An 18191-nucleotide genomic window follows, 5' to 3' on the forward strand; every position below is an offset into this window, starting at 1 on the left:
GAGGGCCATGTTGAGCCAAATGAGTCGATTATTTCCTCCGTCATTCGCGAGGTCAAAGAAGAAACAGGTTTGACAGTATCCAATCTCGAACTCTGTGGCATTCAAAACTGGACAGATCCTACTGACCATTATCGCTATCTGGTATTTTGCTACAAAACCAACCAGTTTTCAGGTGTTCTCCAATCTTCTGATGAGGGAGAAGTCTTTTGGATTGATCGTGCGGACCTGAAGAATGTTCAGCTGGCTGACGGTTTTGAATCCATGTTGGAAATCTTTGAACATCCACAACTGACAGAGAATTTCTACTGGTTTGAAGACGGCGAGTGGAAGGTGGAGAATCGCTAAAGAGTTGTACAATAAGTTTGACAACTCTTTTTTTCTATGTTATAGTAAGCCTAGAAATGATGAGAGGTATTGCATATGGAAGCTATTGTATATTCCCATTTTCGAAATCACTTAAAGGACTATATGAAAAAGGTCAATGACGAGTTTGAGCCTTTGGTCGTGGTTAATAAAAATCCAGAGGAAGATATTGTTGTACTCTCAAAGAGCGAGTGGGATAGTTTACAAGAAACCCTCGCTGTTGCTCGGAACACTTATTTGTCCCAAAAAGTCCTACGTGGTATGGCTCAAGTCAAAGCGGGACAAACTCAAGAACGCAATCTGATAGAGGCGGACTAACATGGGAATCCATTTCACAGAGGATGCCTGGGAAGACTATCTTTATTGGCAAGGTCAGGATAAGAAAACACTGAAGAGAATCAATAAGATTATCAAGGATATGCAGCGACATCCTTTTGAAGGCATTGCCAAGCCAGAACCTTTGAAGTATGATTATCAAGGTGCCTGGTCGAGACGGATTGATGCGGAGAATCGCTTGATTTATATGGTGGAGGCTGATCGGTTGTGTATCCTGTCGCTGAAGGATCATTATGGGTGAGGATAGAATAGAGACTATCTAGTAACCGTTGGTAAAATCAAGATTATGAACTCAGAATAATGTGAAGATACGATAGGAGATGTATATGAGTAATACTATAGACAAGGCATGGGAGTATTTTTTTGAAGGAAAAATAGTAGAAGCAAAGCAGTTGATTGAGAAAGAGTATCAAGTTGAAACTTGTTTGGATTATGCTGGTCTCAATTTATTTGCCTACATTTTTCTAGACGAACAAAACTTTGAAAAAGCTTTATTAGCTTGTCAACGCTATATTCAATTAGCTAGAAATGAACAGAATACAGAACAAGAGCATATCGGTCTGCACCAACTGGCCATGGTATATCGGAGTCAAGGTAACTTTAAGAAGGCTTTGGAGTTAATCGAGGAAGAGGCTGCGTTATTAGCAACTGATTTTTCAGACGACAAATTGAAATGGTCCGTTAATGAGTATGAACAAGGTTATTTGCGATTGCAACTAGGAGAGCTAGAATCTGCTCAGCATTTTATGAAACGAAGTTTAGAAAATGCATTAATGACAGACGACCTCATTGCTCAAGCCTGTGCTTATCGAGGACTGGGTGAAATTTATGCAACAAATACAGCGACTACCCTGGCTGAACAAGCTTTTGAACAGTCTATTACTGCTTTTGAGGAAGCAGGAGATGATATTGGAGCGAACGAAGTTAGAGAATTGATGGCTACCTATCAAATAATTTAGAAAGAACACACATGAGAATCGCAGACAAAAACGTTACTCGTGCCGTCTTGGAACGCCACGGGTTTACCTTTAAAAAATCCTTCGGTCAGAACTTTTTGACCGATACCAATATTTTACAGAAGATTGTGGACACGGCTGAGATTGATCGGAATGTCAATGTTATTGAGATTGGTCCTGGAATCGGGGCACTGACTGAATTTTTGGCAGAGCGTGCCGCTGAGGTCATGGCTTTTGAGATTGACGACCGCCTGATTCCGATTTTGGCGGATACCTTGGATCGCTTTGACAATGTGACCGTGGTCAACCAAGACATCTTGAAAACCGACCTGCAGACCCAGATTCAGAATTTCAAAAATCCTGACCTGCCCATCAAGGTTGTGGCCAACCTGCCCTACTACATCACCACCCCTATCCTCATGCACCTGATTGAGAGCAAGATTCCCTTCAGCGAGTTCGTGGTCATGATGCAGCGGGAGGTGGCCGACCGCATTTCTGCCGAGCCAAACACCAAGGCTTACGGCAGCCTGTCCATTGCGGTCCAGTACTACATGACTGCCAAGGTGGCCTTTATCGTGCCTCGCACCGTCTTTGTGCCTGCACCAAACGTGGACTCCGCCATTCTCAAAATGGTCCGCCGCGAGCAACCTCTGGTGAGCGTCAAGGACGAAGATTTCTTCTTCCGGGTGTCCAAGGCCAGCTTTGTGCACCGTCGTAAGACCCTGTGGAACAACCTGACCAATCATTTCGATAAGTCCGAAGAGGTCAAGGACAAGCTGACACAGGCACTTGGCATGGCAGAGCTGGAAGCCAGTGTCCGTGGAGAAGCCCTTTCCATGGCTGACTTCGCACGCTTGTCTGACAGCCTCCAGGAAGTTGGTTTATAAGCAAGTATTGATTGCGGAGAAATCTGCAATCAATATTTATTTTAATGGAAAATTGTTTTCCTGTTTGCCTTGTTCGTTGACAGTGGGTGGAAAGCTTGCTATACTGAAATGTGACTAACTTTTGAAAAATATTGTCTGCAAATTGGCAGAATATTTACAAAAACAAGAGAGGGTTTCCCTCTTTTTTTATGAAGGTATCTATATGTTAAAAACTATGCTGAAAAAGCATCCCCATTTAGTAGCCCTGGGCCTATTTGTGGGCTTTTCTTTATTATTATTAGTTCCCCACTTGCTTACTAAGGGCATGGTGACAGGTGCGGACTTGATTTTCCACTACAATCGTTTCTATGATGCGGCTATGCAGATGAAGGAGGGGAATTTCTCCTATATCATCAGTTTGTATGGCTACCAGCAGTCAGGACGGATTGTCAATGCTCTCTATGGTCCTTATTTTGCCTATTTACAGGGGGTGCTAGTTCTTTTAAGTGGGACCTGGTTCCGCTATCAGATTTTGTCCAATCTTCTCTTGGGAACTCTGAGTGCCACCTCTCTCTATCTCCTCATGCGCGAGGTCAAGGTCAAATATGCTCACTCTATTCTCTTGTCCATGTTCTTTGTGACGACCTATTCTATTCAGTATTGGTGGGCAACCCAAGGATTTACCAGCTGGGGAGTGGCTCTCTTTCCGCTTTGTTTGATTCCTGCGGTTCGTTTCTTACAGACTAAAAAAGTACCGATATTCCTCATGGCAGGAGCGGTAGGGCTCATGTTGCAGGTTCATATGCTATCGACCTTGTTCTTGGTCATTGCCTATGGTGTTCTCTTCCTTATTGGTTGGTGGAAATCAGACCAAAAAATGAAGATTATTGGGCAAGTAGCTCTATCGGTAGGAATTTTTTTGCTTCTGACCATCAACATCTGGTTGCCGCTTGTCTATATCAACGCGACCAATACTTTGGTGCCACCATTTGTTAACAAGAAATTTGTCCTCAATACCGTAACATGGCTCAAAACAGCCTTTCTCTACTATCCATATCCATTGCCAATTTTCTTTGGAATTTATCTCTATTTCTTGGTGAAAAATTGGAAGAAACAATCACTGGTTCTGGGTGGTCTTGCTTTGACCTACGCAGTATTTTTAATCTTGTCAACCAACCTCTTCCCTTGGCAGTTATTTGCAGGTAAAGGAATTACACTTGTCGAGTTGATCCAATTTCCTTTCCGCTTCTTCCTCTATGCCAATGCCTTGTTGTTGGCAGTTGTGGGGGTACAGGTTTCTGGTTTGTCAGAAAAAATGCAGAAAATCTTTTCTGGTTTGACTGTTATTTCTTTGCTTGTTTCGGTTGGTTTCCTCTGGAATGAAAGTTATAAGGAAATCAATGGGCATTATTACAGTGATACTTTCCTGCAAAAACGAATTCATACAACCTTGTACGGGACGACGGAAGAGTTACGGGCTTCTTTCTATTCCAAAGACTTGGGTGAATTTATCCACATTGCTCAGAAATCAACGCCAGACTACGTACCAGACTTGTCAGATAGCACAGGTCACATCACCAATGAAGAGTCGGATAATACCTACTTTACCTATCGTGACCAAGTGATTTTACCTAATCAAGAGTTTATCAAAGAAGTTGATGGTGATCAGCTGGTGGTGACTTGGACGGCGTCGGAAGCAAAAGAGACTGCGGTACCAGTTATTGTTTACCAAGATAGTCAGCTTGTTTTGAATGACCAGGTCTTGGATAGAGAGGAAATGGAGCTTTCCACTATTGGTGTACCAACGGTTACCAGCAAAAAAGGGCAGAATACCCTTGTCTTATCCTATAAGCAACAGTGGTGGTTGTTACCGGTTATCGCGATTAGCTTGACTGGATGGCTAGTCTGGTCGATGTACTACAGCTTTATTTACCGAAAATCAAACCTTTCCTAAGAGAGAAATGTTATGAAACAAATCAATCCAAAGGCAAGCAAGCAATTTATTCTAGTCATGATTATGACCATTTTGCTTGCGATGGGTCGGGCTCTATTGCTAAGTGGAGTATCTTTCCCACTCTGGTTTATCCCCCTATCCTTGCTTGCCTATCTTATTTTTACTTTTTATATCTTAGCCCTGCTGGATAGGTATGAAGACTTTATCAAAACCAAGTTCTTTGCCAAGTATGTGGGCTGCTTCATCGGTGGCCTCTATCTGGTCAATCTGGTCTATCGCCTCAACGCTAAGAAATTCCAGCCCTGGAACATCTTCCGCAACAATCTCTTCCAGTATGAGTTGGTGCTTATGTTGCTCCTGCCTCTTTTGCTGGCTATTTACTGGCGAAATAATGGGCGAATCCGTGGGAAATTGAGGAGCTGGTCAGACAAGTATCTGGTGGCAGATGGCTACCTGCTTTTGACCAGTCTCTTGTCCTTGAGCCCTCTGGCCATTTCCTACTGGAAGGACAGCCACTATGAAACGCTGGTGGAAAAAGGCATCTACACGGACTTCTTCGTACAGGTACCGATTTTTGCGGTGCTACACTTTGTGGCGATCTATTTCTTCCTACGCTATCTGGTCAAGACCTGGCAGGAGTTTCGGGCCCACAGGACCAATGTCCACAGCATGGTCTTTATCAGTCTGGTGCTGGCAAGCCTGTCCCATATCGGCTATCAGGTCTCTATGGCTGGGGCGACGGGGTCTTATTTTACCCGCCATCTCTTCCCTGGTGCCATCATTTTTCAGATAGGCTGTCTCTTTTTGCTCAACGTCATCATCAGCCTAGTGCTCAATCGTCAGGTCCTGTCGGCGGCTGTTATTGCCAGCCTCAATGTGACCTTGATTACAGCCAATTTCCTCAAATTCCGCTACCGGTCAGAGCCTCTGACTCCAAATGATTTCAAGTGGATTGGAAATATGGGGATGATTCTCAGCTTCATCAGTTTGCGCATTGTCCTTGTATCAGTCGTCTTTCTAATGATCGCCGCTTATTTCTATCATCGTATTCACAGGCGCTATTTCCTGGGGCCAATTGTAAAGACCTTCTGGAAGCGCTTGGTGACGGTTGCCATGATTGTTTTCTTGATTGTGGGAATGGGCTTTGCTATCCGCAAGGAAAAAGACCACAAGATTGCCAGTTGGATACCGATTTTGTCCCAGGTCAATAATTGGCGGAACGTGGATTGGAAGGGCTATGCTTTCGTGGCTCGTTATCGCACGCTATCCTTCCTCTGGCTGCAGCAGTTGAGTAAGACCAGCATGGAAGAACCGCAGGGATATTCGGAGAAAACCATTAAGGCTATCGTCAAGAAATATGAAAAGCTGGCAGAGGAAATCAACGCTGAACGTGCCAATCAGCTGACCGACCAGACCGTTATTTACATTCTCAGCGAGAGTCTGGCGGATCCGAGACGGATTCCGGGTGTGACCTTGAGCCAGAATGTCCTGCCAAATATTGAGCAGATTATGAGCCAGACGACCAGCGGTCTCATGAAGAGTGACCATTATGGTGGGGGTACGGCTAATATTGAGTTTCAGGTTTACAGTGGCTTGCCTTTTTACAATTACAATTCGTCCATTTCGTCTGTCTATCTGGATGTGGCACCTCGGATGAAGAAGTTGCCAAGTATCAGTGATCTGTATGCGGATACGGCGCGTGTGGCCATCCATCCTTATTTTGATACCAGTTACAACCGCAATGCCATCTACAAGCAGCTGGGGATTGAGCAATTTTACACCTTGAACTCTACGACCCATCCTATTGCGGTGACGGCTGAGGATTATCAGGGGAATTTTGTCAGCGACAAGAAGACCTATGATTTGATACTGGAGCAGGTGCGGTCAGGTAATCCTCGATTTGTCTCGGCTATAACCATGCAAAACCATGTCCAGTGGCACTCAGAGGAGCCTGTTGCCATTACAGGTACAGGGGTCAATTTCACGGCTGAGGAAAACGCCAATTTGACCAGCTATGCAAGACTTTTGTCCTTTACGGACCAGTCGACCCGCGATTTCTTGGACCAGCTCAAGCAGTTGGATCAAAAGGTAACGGTTGTCTTCTATGGCGACCACCTGCCGGGGCTCTATCCTGAGTCAGCTTTTGTGACAGACCCTAGCCTCCAATACAAGACGGATTACTTCATTTGGAGCAATTTTGAGACGGAGGACCGCCATTACGAGTTGGTCAATTCCAGCGATATGAATGCCCTCATGCTAGAGACCACTAATGCCAAGGTCAGCCCTTACTATGCCCTCTTGACGGAAGTCCTCCACAAGGACCGAGTGGGTTTGACCGAGCGCGATGCCAAGGTAGCAGAAGAACTCAAGATGGTCCAGTACGACCTATCGACAGGCAAGGGCTACCTGCTCAAACAAAAGAATTTCTTTAAGGTTAAGGAATAAACAGAACCCCAAGTCGAAGTATGGCTTGGGGTTGTTGATGTTTTAAAATCTATTTTGTTGTGATAAAATATAGGTAATCAATATAACTGTGAGTGATAATTATTTTATAATAATGATGGGTGGGAGTTTTTCTAAAATACCAACGATTGGTATTAGTGACGCAATAAAAACAGCATAGGTTAATCTATTTATTCTCATGTTAATTCTCCTGTTAATAAGTATTTTTATAAGTATTAGCATAACACATCTATTTGCTGAGTTGGATGTTGTCCCCTATATGCAATTTGAGGTAGATTTATGGAAAATTTTGGAAAAATATTTAAATATTTAAGAGAGGGGAAAGGAAAGAGTCTTTCTGAAGTTGCCAAGGACCACCTTTCAACCTCTCAGTTATCCCGTTTTGAAAATGGGCAATCTGACATAACAGTTAGTAAACTTATCTTGGTTTTAGAAGAATTGAATGTTGGTTTGGATGAATTTGTTTATGCTAGTCAAGATTTTAAAAAAGATGAATTGACAAAAATCTTAGAAAAGATGAAAAAAGCGATATATGACAGAGACGTAGTGACTTTTAAACAGTTATTATCAGAGCAAATGCGTAAGGCTCAGGGAGGGATACATCAAGAGTTTCATGAATTGAACGCTCTTTTAATTAAGTTACGCTTGGCTGATTTGGATAAGGAAATAGTCGTTCATCCAGAGGAGCTACTGTTGCTGACAGACTATCTGTTTCAGGTTGAAAACTGGGGCTATTATGAATTGTTGTTATTTGCTAATTCGATGGATGATTTATCACAAGACAGTCTCCTTATTTTTTGTAGGGAAATTCTTAGGCGTACTCAATTTTACAGAGAGATGAAGCAGCATCGGACAGTCATTTCACAGATTTTACTGGGTGCATACTTGGTGTGTATTCATCGAGATAGATTTGTAGATGCTCTCTATCTTGATAAAACCATAAATAGTCTTTTTTTTGATGAAACGGAGATATTTGAACGTATATTGTACAAATATGGTAAAGCCTTATATGAGTTTAAGAAAAACAATAGCACGAGTTCAATTATGGAGATGAGGAAGTGTATAGGCTTGTTTCGTGAGGTTGAAAGTCATGGCATAGCGGATTGGTATGAGAAATATTTAGAGAAAATCTTAAATGGAGATGAGTGAGATATTGCAGATATGGGACATCTATCCCTTAAAAATTTTTTTGTGTAGAATTGAGATGCATAAATCTCTTTATTGGATATAGTAAACGCATTAAAGGAGAACGAATATGTCAGCAATTGAATTGAAAGCATTATCATCAAAATTATTAAAAGTTAATAAAATTGAAACTTTAGGTGGGTGTGGAACAAAAAGAACTCAGCAAACAAAAGGAACATACTAGTTTTAATTAAATTATTAGAACTAATTGAAGAAATTAATATAGTAGCCCATTCTAGTAAAGGGATTTATGCATTTTACTAGGAGAATAGAGGTTATGTATAAACTTAATTGTAATTTTTATTATCATTATTTTGGGCATGATATGGTTGTTATTAATAGTGATCGTAGATATTTATTGAATGAGTATCAAGCGTTCATAGTTAGTCAAATAAATGAAACTGGTAGTATTGATAGTATTGTGGATTACTTTGCCCAGGTAACTGACGAAGATAGACACAAAGTGGAGGAATTGTTAGATAGTGCGCTAGTTTTGCTATTAAAAACAGGGTTCGTTGTTCCTTCCAATAAGAGAGAGAAAGTGCCTATCTACGGGGAATCAGGGAAATATTATCCTAAAAAAATAACAATAGAGTTAACTAATAAATGTCATTTGCAATGTGTACACTGCTTTAAAGAGGCATCTCCTGTGAACAGAGATCATTTGACTTCAAGTGATTTGATTAGATTTTTGGATGAAATAAAAGATAAAGTTTATAGTATCCAGCTAACAGGTGGAGAACCGATGGCTCATCCACATTTCAAGAAAATTATAGAATATGTTTTAGATAACTTTTCTGATGTATCAATGACAACTACTGGTCATTTAATAAATTCTAAGAATATAGAGTATATTAAGCGACTGTCATATGTCCAGGTATCCTTATATCACTATAATCCAGAGCAAAATGATAGCATTACAAATGGTAAAGATACCTTACTTAAAACTCTTAGAGGGATTAAGTTTCTTAACGAGAGTGGTGTTGATTATTCCGTGACAAATATCGTACGTAAAAATTTGATTGATGAATTTGATGATTTTATTGATTATTTAATTTATAATCAAGTCAAATCTATAAGATTTGGATTGTTTAGTCATCTTGGAAGAGGAAAAAGTGTAGGTTCGGAGTGGTTTTTAAACGCCAAAGAAATAGAAAAATTTTATGATATGCTTATCGAAAAGAGTAAGGATTACAAAAATCAAATAAATATTCATACTTGGGAAAGTGATACATGTTCAAGTTTTTTTGAGGATACAACTGGCGAGGTGATGAAGTGTGGAGCCGGGATTATTGAATGGACAATAAATGAGTATGGGGAACTGAAACCATGTCCCTTCTTCCCTGATAATGATTTTTTAGGATATAGTATTGAAAATTATCAAGAGTATGCCAGTTTAAATAACGAGAGTAGTATTATTTCGAAAATTAATGATTGGGAGAGTTTACTGCGTACAGTTGGACTTTCGACAAAAAATGTTTGCGAAGAGATTTATAGAGTGGTGGAAAATAAATGAAACGTAAAAGCTTTTGGATAACTCTAATGTGCATCTTTACAGTATCCCTGTTGAATGTTGCTTTTTTGTATCAGTATAGCTACATTATTGATGCTATTGCTGGAAAGGATATGCAGGCCTTTATTCTTTATCTGGTCAGCATGAGTGTGACGGTTCTGGCCATGTTGGTCTTTGAGTATGTTCGCCAGATTGTTAATGTGATTTATCTGAACCAGATTGGGTTTGACTTGCAGGCTACCTTTATAGGTAAGATATTGAACCTCTCCTACGGGCAATTTGCAGAGCAGGGAGCTGGAGCCTATATTTCCCAGATAAACAATGATTTGGAGCGGGTCAAAGACGAGTATTATGATGCCTTTTTCACGATTTTTCAAGGCTCTTGCACCTTTGTTATCGCTAGTTTTGCCCTCTTGAGTTTGGATGGCTGGACAGCTATCTTTATCATTTTGATTTCTTTTTTACCTGTGCTAATCCCCTATCTTTTTAAGGAGAAACGCAGGCAGAATCAGCTGGCCATATCCGAAGCCCAGCAGGATTACAATACCCGTGTGACAGATATTTTCTTTAGTTACTTGCAGGTAAAAAATAGTGACCGTAGGTCTGCCATTGTGGAGGAGCTAGATAGCCGCTACCAGCAGGCCAATCGGCAAATCAGTCTGGCCAATCAAACGACGGTCACCATGCGCTTGCTGGTTGGTTTGGTCTTTTATGTGACGACCTTGCTGATTATTCTCATCGGTGGTTATCAAGTGTTTGCAGGGAGTTTGACTGTTGGCGGTCTGACAGCTATCTTGACCATTTCAGAGCAGTTGGTGGATCCGATTAACAGTGTTGCGAATGCCTTTTTGGACCGGCATGCGGTCAAGGACTTACGCAAGGAATTTCAGGCAGAGCTGACTTCTATCTCTGACAGCCAAGGCCTATCATCCGTTTCCCAGCCTGTTCAAACTCTTGAGATTTGCAATGGGCGGTTGACGCTTGGTGACAAGTTGGTCTTTGATGGGCTTAATATTCGGTTTGAGAGAGGGAAAAAGTATGTCGTCGTCGGCGAAAGCGGAGCTGGGAAATCCTCTCTCGCTCTGCTATTGACCAAAAACAGCCAACTGCAAGATGGGGATATTCTTTTTAATCAGACACCAATTCATGAGTTGTCCTACCAAGAGGTTCAGGAGAAGCTGGCCTATCTGCCACAGGAGGGCTATCTTTTTCACGATACAGTCCTCTATAATCTGACCTTGGGTCGGGAGGTGGCGGAGGAGAAGGTCATGCAGTTGCTTGCGGTGATGGGGCTGACTAGTCGTTTTCCGACCTATCCGTCTTTGATGGAGTTGGTTTCGGATGAGTCGGGTCTGTCGGGTGGGCAAAAACAGCGGCTGAACTTGATTCGGGTCTTGCTTGAGGAGAAGGAGGTTCTCCTATTGGATGAAAGTCTGTCAGCCTTGGATGCGGAAACCTATCGCCGTGTGGAGGAATATCTTACCTCTCTTCCCAATGTGATGCTGATACATATTTCGCACAGGTTATCAGATGATACTGTGAATCTATATGATGAATTGATTCGCCTCTGAGTGGCATACTAAAACCCAAGTCAGTTGCCTGACTTGGGTTTTGAGTTTTTATCATGATATGCGGAGGAAGGGATTTGAACCCTCACACCCGATGGGCACATGCGCCTGAAGCATGCGTGTCTGCCGTTCCACCACCTCCGCTTATAGATTCTATTATACTATGTTTTTCTTCATTTGGCTAGAGGCAAATGCAACTTTGCATCTTTCTTTATTTAGCTTATTCTGGGAGTGGGCCAGAACTCAGAAAGTTGAAAGAGTTCGTTTGCCCCCACAGCTTCAAAGGTTCCCCGAACCTTTTGAACAATCAACCCCTGCACTAATGTGTTTCTCCTAATCAAATAGTTTGGTGTAGGGAGTTTATACCAATCTAGATTTGAATTTTTCTTGAAGAAATGAGGGTGCTTATGTTATTGTCTTTGGCCTTAATTTGTATAGCAGCGGATGCTGTTTCTTGGCTATGCCAAAAGGGTGGTCTGCCTAAAATCATTGGTTTCCTGCTTGTTGGTATGCTGCTGGGACCCTATGTTGGGAATTGGATTGATAGGAGTTTATTGGATAATTCGGCGGATATACGTAAGATTGCCCTCATTATAATTTTAATAAAGGCGGGGTTGACCATAAAACTATCGGATTTCAAGTCCATTGGTCGGTCAGCCGTGCTTATGTCCTTCCTGCCAGCCTGTGCAGAGTTGGTCGGCTATACCCTGTTGGCGCCTCTTTTCTTTGACCTGTCCTATGGGGAGGCCGCTCTGATGGGCAGTGTCATGGCAGCAGTATCTCCTGCGGTTGTTGTTCCGCGCATGGTGGACTTGATTGAAAATAAAGTTGGCCATCAGAAGAAAATTCCCCAATTGATACTGGCGGGGGCCTCCTTTGACGATGTGGTGGTGATTGTCCTGTTTACGGCCTTCCTTAGCCTGGTTCAGAAGGGGGATTACCAAGTCCTATCCCTGGTCAATATTCCACTGACTATTCTGACCAGTATGCTAGTGGGGGTCTTGGCAGGCTTAGCCTTTGCCAGGTTCTTGAAAACAATTCGCCAGTCTGACAGCCTTCCTCCTATCTACCAATACCTCTTGCTCTTTAGCTTGTCCTTCTTGTTGGCGACGATTGAGGCCCGCTATGCCAATCAGTTTCCATTCTCAGGCTTGTTGGCTATTCTGTTGGCGACCATGGTGGTCAATCGTCAGGCCTTGCCGGTTGAGGTTGCAGGGTTTGCTGGTTTCTTTAGCCGTTTGTGGGTCATTGGGGAAATTTTCCTCTTTGTCTTGGTCGGGTCCATCGTGGATATTTCCTACGTTGCAGTGGCTGGTTTGCCAGCGCTGGGCTTGATTGCTCTGACCCTGGTCATCCGCTCCCTGGCTGTCTGGCTTAGCGTCAGTGGCAATGGCTTTTGTAAGCGGGAAAAGCTGTTCTGTGTCATTGCCTATCTGCCCAAGGCAACTGTTCAGGCGGCTATCGGTGGTATTCCCCTGGCGGCCGGTCTGGCTAGTGGGCAATTGATTTTATCTGTGGCTATTTTGGGTATTCTAGTCACCGCACCTCTAGGGGCTATCCTGCTGGACCGATTTGGCAAAGAATTACTAGAAAAATAGCCGTAAGTAGAAAAACGCACGATGGATAAAAAGAATCAGTTTTAGATGAGGGAGTAGCAGTTAAACACCTGTTATTCCCTTTTTTCTAGGGAATTTTGGTATAATACTTATAAGAATACCCAAAGGAGTCTTGTTTGCAAGGAAGAATTATTAAGGCCTTGGCTGGTTTTTACTATGTCGAGGCGGATGGACAGATTTATCAGACCCGAGCGCGGGGAAATTTTCGCAAGAAAGGCCAGACGCCCTACGTTGGAGATTTTGTGGACTTTTCGGCTGAGGAGCAGTCGGAGGGCTACATTTTAAAAATCCATGAGCGCAAGAATAGCTTGGTGCGGCCACCTATTGTCAATATTGACCAAGCGGTCGTGATTATGTCGGCCAAGGAGCCGGATTTTAATGCCAATCTCTTAGACCGTTTTTTGGTGCTCTTGGAGCAAAAGGAGATGGAGCCGATTGTTTACATTTCCAAGATGGATTTGCTGGAGGACCATGCGGAAATGGATGCCTTCAAGGCTATCTATGAAAAAATTGGCTACCCCTTCATTTACAGCTTGGAGGAGCTGACGCCGCTCTTGACCGACAAGGTCACGGTCTTTATGGGTCAGACAGGTGTGGGCAAGTCGACCCTGCTCAATCGCCTTGCGCCAGATTTGGCCTTAGAAACAGGGGCGATTTCAGACAGCCTTGGTCGCGGTCGCCATACGACACGTGCGGTCAGTTTTTACAATGTATTCGGCGGGAAAATTGCGGATACACCGGGCTTTTCATCCTTGGACTACGAGGTCAAGGAGGCAGAGGCTCTGACGGATTGTTTCCCAGAAATTGCGGAGGCCAGTCAGGCTTGCAAATTCAGAACTTGTACTCATACCCACGAGCCGGACTGTGCAGTCAAGGCTGCGGTAGAAAGCTCTGCCATTTCCCAAAGTCGCTTTGACAATTACCTGCAATTTTTGAGCGAAATCCAAAATCAGCGCGAAACCTATAGCAAAGTTAGTAAGAAATTCAAATAGAAAGTTGGTTCCTATGTCACATTACAAGATTGCGCCATCTATCTTGGCGGCAGATTATGCAAATTTTCAATCAGAACTGGAGCGCCTAGAGGCGGTTGGTGTTGAATATGTCCACATCGACGTCATGGATGGTCATTTTGTGCCCAATATCAGTTTCGGTGCCGACGTGGTGGCTGCCATGCGTCCCCATAGCAAACTGGTCTTTGACTGCCATTTGATGGTGTCCAATCCAGAAAATCATATCGAAACCTTTGCCCGTGCGGGTGCGGACATTTTAACCATTCACGCTGAGGCGACCCTACATCTGCATGGAACCTTGCAGAAAATCCATGCGGCGGGTATGAAGGTTGGCGTGGTTATCAATCCGGGTACGCCTTTGGTGACCATTGAGCCTGTGCTCAATTTGGTGGACCAAGTGCTCCTGATGACAGTCAATCCGGGCTTCGGCGGACAGGCCTACATTCCAGAGGTGGCTGAAAAGATTGCAGCCTTGGTGGAAATGCGCAAGGCTAAGGGATTGGATTTTGACATCGAGGTCGACGGTGGTATTGACGATAAGACCATTCATTCTGCCAAGGACGCGGGTGCTAACGTCTTTGTGGCTGGCTCCTTCCTCTTCAAGGGTGACTTGGAGACCAATGTTGCCAAGTTGAGAGCGGCTCTTCATGATTAGGGTCGCAGCCGTCGCTGGTGGACAGTTTGACAGCTTTCCTGCGCCTGCGGACCTCTATGTGGGCGTAGATGCGGGTTGTTTACGGCTTTTGGAAAATGACCTTCCTCTTGATATGGCAGTTGGCGATTTTGACTCGGTCAGTCCAGCGGATTTATCGCGGATTGAGGAAAGAGCAGAGCTGGTTATCAAGGCCCCAGCTGAGAAGGATGATACGGATTTGGAATTGGCGCTCAAGGAGATTTTCAAGCGGCATCAAACGGCACAGGTTCAGATTTACGCAGCCTTTGGCGGTCGAATGGACCATGCCATGACCAATTTGTTTCTGGCAGCAGAACCTGATTTGGCGCCATTTATGGAGCATATCGAGCTAGTGGACCAGCAGAATGTCATTCGTTTTCGGCCGGCTGGACAGCACAGGATTTCACCGATTGCGGGTATGACCTATATTTCCTTCATGCCGTCCGACGGCAGTCGCTTGACCATCAAACATGCCAAGTATCCCTTGGACGACAAAAATTATTTTTACAAAAAATGCTACGCCTCTAACGAATTTATAGGTAGGGACATGGACATCAGTCTGGACACAGGCTATGTGGTCCTGATTTACAGCAAGGATAAGGATTAGATGGAAATACTACAAATCATCTTGCTGCTTTTGGTGGTGGTCGGTTTGGTCTTTCTCTATGGAAAATGGCAGAGCTTGTCTCTGATGTTGCAAGACCAGGCCGAGGACACTGCTGACCAATTGTCGGACCAGTTGACCTATCAATTGGAATCAACCAGTCTCAAGCAGCAACAGGTTCTCGGCCGCGAAGTCAATGAACTCCGGCGCGAACTCTATCAACAATTAACAGACATTCGGCAGGATATTCACCACAGTCTCCTGCAAACTCGTGATGCTACTGACCAGCGCCTCCAAGCCATTCAGGAGTCCAACGAAAAACGCTTGGAAGAGATGCGCCAGACGGTGGAAGAAAAATTAGAGAAAACCCTGCAAACTCGCCTGCAAGCCTCATTTGAAACAGTGTCCAAGCAGTTGGAATCTGTCAATCGTGGATTGGGTGAGATGCAGACAGTGGCGCGTGATGTTGGTAGCCTCAATAAGGTTTTGTCCGGAACCAAGTCGCGAGGCATCATGGGTGAGCTCCAGCTGGGACAGATTATCGAGGATATTTTGACGCCCAGCCAGTACGAGAGGGAATTTGCGACGGTTAAGGGTTCCGGAGAGCGGGTCGAATATGCTGTCAAGTTGCCGGGGCAATCAGCAGAGGATTATGTCTACCTGCCCATTGACTCCAAGTTTCCACTGGCGGATTATTACCGTTTGGAAGATGCTTATGAAACCGGCGACAGGGACCAAATTGACTTTCACCGCAAGCAACTGTTGGCGGCTATCAAGCGCTTTGCCAAGGATATTCAGAGCAAGTATTTGAACCCGCCTGAAACGACCAATTTTGGTGTGCTCTTTTTGCCAACCGAGGGGCTCTATGCGGAAGTGGTCCGCAATCCCATTTTCTTTGATGACCTGCGCCGGCAGGAAAACATTGTAGTGGCAGGTCCGACGACCCTATCTGCCTTGCTCAATTCCCTGTCCGTCGGCTTTAAGACCCTCAATATTCAGCGGTCGGCCGACGACATCAGCAAGGTCTTAGGCAATGTCAAGCTGGAATTTGGCAAGTTCAGCGATCTATTAATCAAGGCCCAGCGCCAGATTAACCAAGCTAGCTCCAATATTGACAAGCTCCTGACGACACGGACGTCAGCCATTGAGCGGACCCTGCGCACCATTGAACTCTACGAAGACGATCAGACCAAGGGTCTGCTCGGCATTTCTCCATTAGAAGAGGATTTAGATGAAAATTAACCAAATGAAAGTAGATGAGTTCTTCGAAGGATTTTATCTGATCAAGTCATCCGATGTTCGTCAGACCAGAGCTGGCAAGGATTATCTAGCCCTGACTTTCCAAGACGATACGGGCGAAATTGATGGCAAGGTTTGGGATGCCCAACCGGGAAAAATCAAGGATTTTGTGGCTGGAGTGGTCGTTCATGTCCAAGGACGCCGCGAGGTTTACAATAATACGCCTCAGGTCAATCAGTTGGTGATCCGTTTGCCGAAAGCTGGCGAGCCAAATGATCCAGCGGATTTCAAGGAAAAACCGCCTGTTGATGTCAAGGACACCAAGGACTACCTGAGTCAGATGATTTTCCAGATTGAAAATGCGACTTGGCAGCGCATCGTTCGGGCTCTCTACAGCAAGTACGAAAAGGAATTTTATTCCTATCCAGCGGCCAAGACAAATCACCATGCCTTTTACTCCGGTTTGTCTTTCCACACGGCGACCATGGTTCGTCTGGCGGACAAGATTGGCGATGTCTATCCGCAGCTCAACAAGAGCCTGCTCTTTGCCGGGATTATGTTGCACGACTTAGCCAAGGTCATTGAATTGACAGGTCCAGACAATACGGGCTATACTGTTCGGGGCAATCTGATTGGGCACATTTCCTTGATTGATGAAGAAATTACCAAGGTTCTGATGGAATTGGGCATTGATGATAGTCTGGAAGAAGTAACCGTTCTCCGCCATGTTATTCTCAGCCACCATGGTTTGCTGGAATATGGTAGTCCTGTTCGTCCGCAAATCATGGAGGCAGAAATTCTCCACATGATTGACAACATTGATGCGGAAATGATGATGATGCTGACGGCTCTGGAAAAGGTGGGACCGGGCGAGATGACCAGCCGTATCTTTGCCATGGACAATCGCGCCTTCTACAAACCGGATATTGACCAATGAAGATGAAAACCAAATTGATTGCGTGCAGCCCATCACCAAGGGCTGGTCTGCTGACCAAAAGTTTCTGGCTGTGGATGAACATGGTCAGAAATTTTTATTACGTATTGCGCTTGTGGAAAAGTTGGCTGATAAGCAGGCTGAATTTGCCCTACTCAAAATCTTGTTTGAGAGGAATTTGCCAGTGCAAAAAACAGTCGAATTGACTTATGATGGTCAGTCAGTCTACCAGATTTTTGAGTGGATTGAGGGGGAGGATTTGAGACAAGCGGCTCCGAATTTGTCGGATGAAACTCTCTATGAGCTAGGTTGCCAAGCGGGAAAGCTATTAAAAGTCCTTCATCAAATCCCAATTGACCAGACTAGCTTGGATTGGGAGAGCTATTATCAGGCTAAAATTGATAAAAAGACTGCGGCTTACCAGACTGCTAGCCATGCTTATGAGCAGGGGCAGGCCATGTTGGAGTTCATCGAGCGCAGTCGTCACTTGGTAGCGGGTCGTCCGATTGCTTATCACCACGGGGACTTCCATGATGGGAATATGTTGGTGAGCCAGGATGGTCAGCTTTACTTGCTAGATTTTGATCGTTTTGACAAGGGCGATCCTTGGGAGGAGTTCAATCGACTGATATTTACAGTGGAAACTTCTCCAGCTTTGGCACGAGGGATGCTGGATGCCTATTTTGAAGAGGCTATTCCAGAAGAATTTTGGCAGCTGCTGGCCCTTTATCTGACGGTCAATAGCATTGGAGCCTTGGTCTGGGCGGAAGAGGTGAATCCAGACCAGATTCCTCTGATGAAAACGCAGGCTAAACAGCTTTTTGATTGGTATCAGGGCTATAAGGAGGTCATTCCCTCCTGGTATCTAGGTAAAAACAGATAAAAAACGAAAAAAGCGGACTTTATTGATA

General features: G+C 44.2%; 16 protein-coding genes, 1 tRNA gene and 1 pseudogene. 17 read left to right on the plus strand and 1 reads right to left on the minus strand.

From position 1 onward, the window contains the following. Window positions 1–3 precede the first annotated feature (3 nt). From AB1F57_RS01580 to AB1F57_RS01625, 10 genes and pseudogenes are all read left to right on the plus strand, one after another. Window positions 4–345: pseudogene (locus AB1F57_RS01580) on the plus strand (8-oxo-dGTP diphosphatase); the annotation flags it as partial. Between the two features lie 75 nt (window positions 346–420). Continuing rightward, window positions 421–681 (plus strand): type II toxin-antitoxin system Phd/YefM family antitoxin, encoded by a 261-nt coding sequence (locus AB1F57_RS01585; protein ID WP_029693536.1) that lies wholly within the window; start codon window positions 421–423, stop codon window positions 679–681. Between the two features lies 1 nt (window position 682). Beyond that, window positions 683–940, plus strand: a complete 258-nt coding sequence (locus tag AB1F57_RS01590) for a Txe/YoeB family addiction module toxin (protein WP_024384464.1) — start codon at window positions 683–685, stop codon at window positions 938–940. 85 nt (window positions 941–1025) lie between these two features. Next, window positions 1026–1658 carry a tetratricopeptide repeat protein gene (locus AB1F57_RS01595; RefSeq protein ID WP_167785231.1) on the plus strand — a complete coding sequence of 211 codons (633 nt, stop codon included), beginning with the start codon at window positions 1026–1028 and terminating at the stop codon, window positions 1656–1658. Window positions 1659–1669: 11 nt separating this feature from the next. Continuing rightward, entirely contained in the window at window positions 1670–2542 is an 873-nt protein-coding gene (rsmA, locus tag AB1F57_RS01600; RefSeq protein ID WP_367985974.1) for a 16S rRNA (adenine(1518)-N(6)/adenine(1519)-N(6))-dimethyltransferase RsmA, read from the plus strand. A 202-nt stretch (window positions 2543–2744) separates the two neighbouring features. Further along, window positions 2745–4475, plus strand: coding sequence for a hypothetical protein (locus AB1F57_RS01605; RefSeq protein WP_367985975.1), 1731 nt, complete (start codon window positions 2745–2747; stop codon window positions 4473–4475). A 12-nt stretch (window positions 4476–4487) separates the two neighbouring features. Then, window positions 4488–6920, plus strand: a complete 2433-nt coding sequence (locus AB1F57_RS01610) for an LTA synthase family protein (RefSeq protein ID WP_367985977.1) — start codon at window positions 4488–4490, stop codon at window positions 6918–6920. Between the two features lie 297 nt (window positions 6921–7217). Next, entirely contained in the window at window positions 7218–8087 is an 870-nt protein-coding gene (locus tag AB1F57_RS01615) for a helix-turn-helix domain-containing protein (protein ID WP_367985979.1), read from the plus strand. Between the two features lie 313 nt (window positions 8088–8400). Beyond that, window positions 8401–9639 carry a radical SAM protein gene (locus AB1F57_RS01620; protein ID WP_249339096.1) on the plus strand — a complete coding sequence of 413 codons (1239 nt, stop codon included), beginning with the start codon at window positions 8401–8403 and terminating at the stop codon, window positions 9637–9639. Next, a complete protein-coding gene (locus tag AB1F57_RS01625) occupies window positions 9636–11207 on the plus strand; it encodes an ABC transporter ATP-binding protein (RefSeq protein ID WP_170238773.1) in 1572 nt (523 codons plus the stop codon). The genes AB1F57_RS01620 and AB1F57_RS01625 overlap by 4 nt, the downstream gene beginning before the upstream one ends. A 59-nt stretch (window positions 11208–11266) precedes the next feature. On the opposite strand, the gene AB1F57_RS01630 is transcribed toward AB1F57_RS01625, so the two are convergent. Next, window positions 11267–11348 (minus strand) — tRNA-Leu (locus AB1F57_RS01630). Between the two features lie 263 nt (window positions 11349–11611). On the opposite strand from AB1F57_RS01630, the gene AB1F57_RS01635 reads away from it, so the two are divergent. The 7 genes from AB1F57_RS01635 to AB1F57_RS01665 all read left to right on the plus strand — a co-directional run bounded on the left by AB1F57_RS01635 (window position 11612) and on the right by AB1F57_RS01665 (window position 18163). After that, window positions 11612–12802 (plus strand): cation:proton antiporter, encoded by a 1191-nt coding sequence (locus AB1F57_RS01635; protein ID WP_367985980.1) that lies wholly within the window; start codon window positions 11612–11614, stop codon window positions 12800–12802. Between the two features lie 134 nt (window positions 12803–12936). Then, a complete protein-coding gene (gene rsgA / locus AB1F57_RS01640; RefSeq protein ID WP_105136983.1) occupies window positions 12937–13812 on the plus strand; it encodes a ribosome small subunit-dependent GTPase A in 876 nt (291 codons plus the stop codon). Between the two features lie 13 nt (window positions 13813–13825). Then, complete coding sequence (gene rpe / locus AB1F57_RS01645) at window positions 13826–14485, plus strand: ribulose-phosphate 3-epimerase (protein WP_105136984.1); 660 nt, start codon at window positions 13826–13828, stop codon at window positions 14483–14485. Further along, a complete protein-coding gene (locus AB1F57_RS01650; protein WP_367985981.1) occupies window positions 14478–15110 on the plus strand; it encodes a thiamine diphosphokinase in 633 nt (210 codons plus the stop codon). The genes rpe and AB1F57_RS01650 overlap by 8 nt, the downstream gene beginning before the upstream one ends. Next, complete coding sequence (locus tag AB1F57_RS01655; protein ID WP_174853125.1) at window positions 15111–16349, plus strand: DNA recombination protein RmuC; 1239 nt, start codon at window positions 15111–15113, stop codon at window positions 16347–16349. After that, complete coding sequence (locus tag AB1F57_RS01660; RefSeq protein ID WP_105122241.1) at window positions 16339–17283, plus strand: 3'-5' exoribonuclease YhaM family protein; 945 nt, start codon at window positions 16339–16341, stop codon at window positions 17281–17283. The genes AB1F57_RS01655 and AB1F57_RS01660 overlap by 11 nt, the downstream gene beginning before the upstream one ends. Further along, window positions 17273–18163 (plus strand): aminoglycoside phosphotransferase family protein, encoded by an 891-nt coding sequence (locus tag AB1F57_RS01665; RefSeq protein ID WP_367985982.1) that lies wholly within the window; start codon window positions 17273–17275, stop codon window positions 18161–18163. Before AB1F57_RS01660 ends, AB1F57_RS01665 begins: the two co-directional genes overlap by 11 nt. The last annotated feature ends 28 nt before the right edge of the window (window positions 18164–18191 follow it).

Source organism: Streptococcus nasisuis, assembly GCF_040836615.1.
Classification (GTDB): Bacteria; Bacillota; Bacilli; order Lactobacillales; family Streptococcaceae; genus Streptococcus; species Streptococcus suis_V.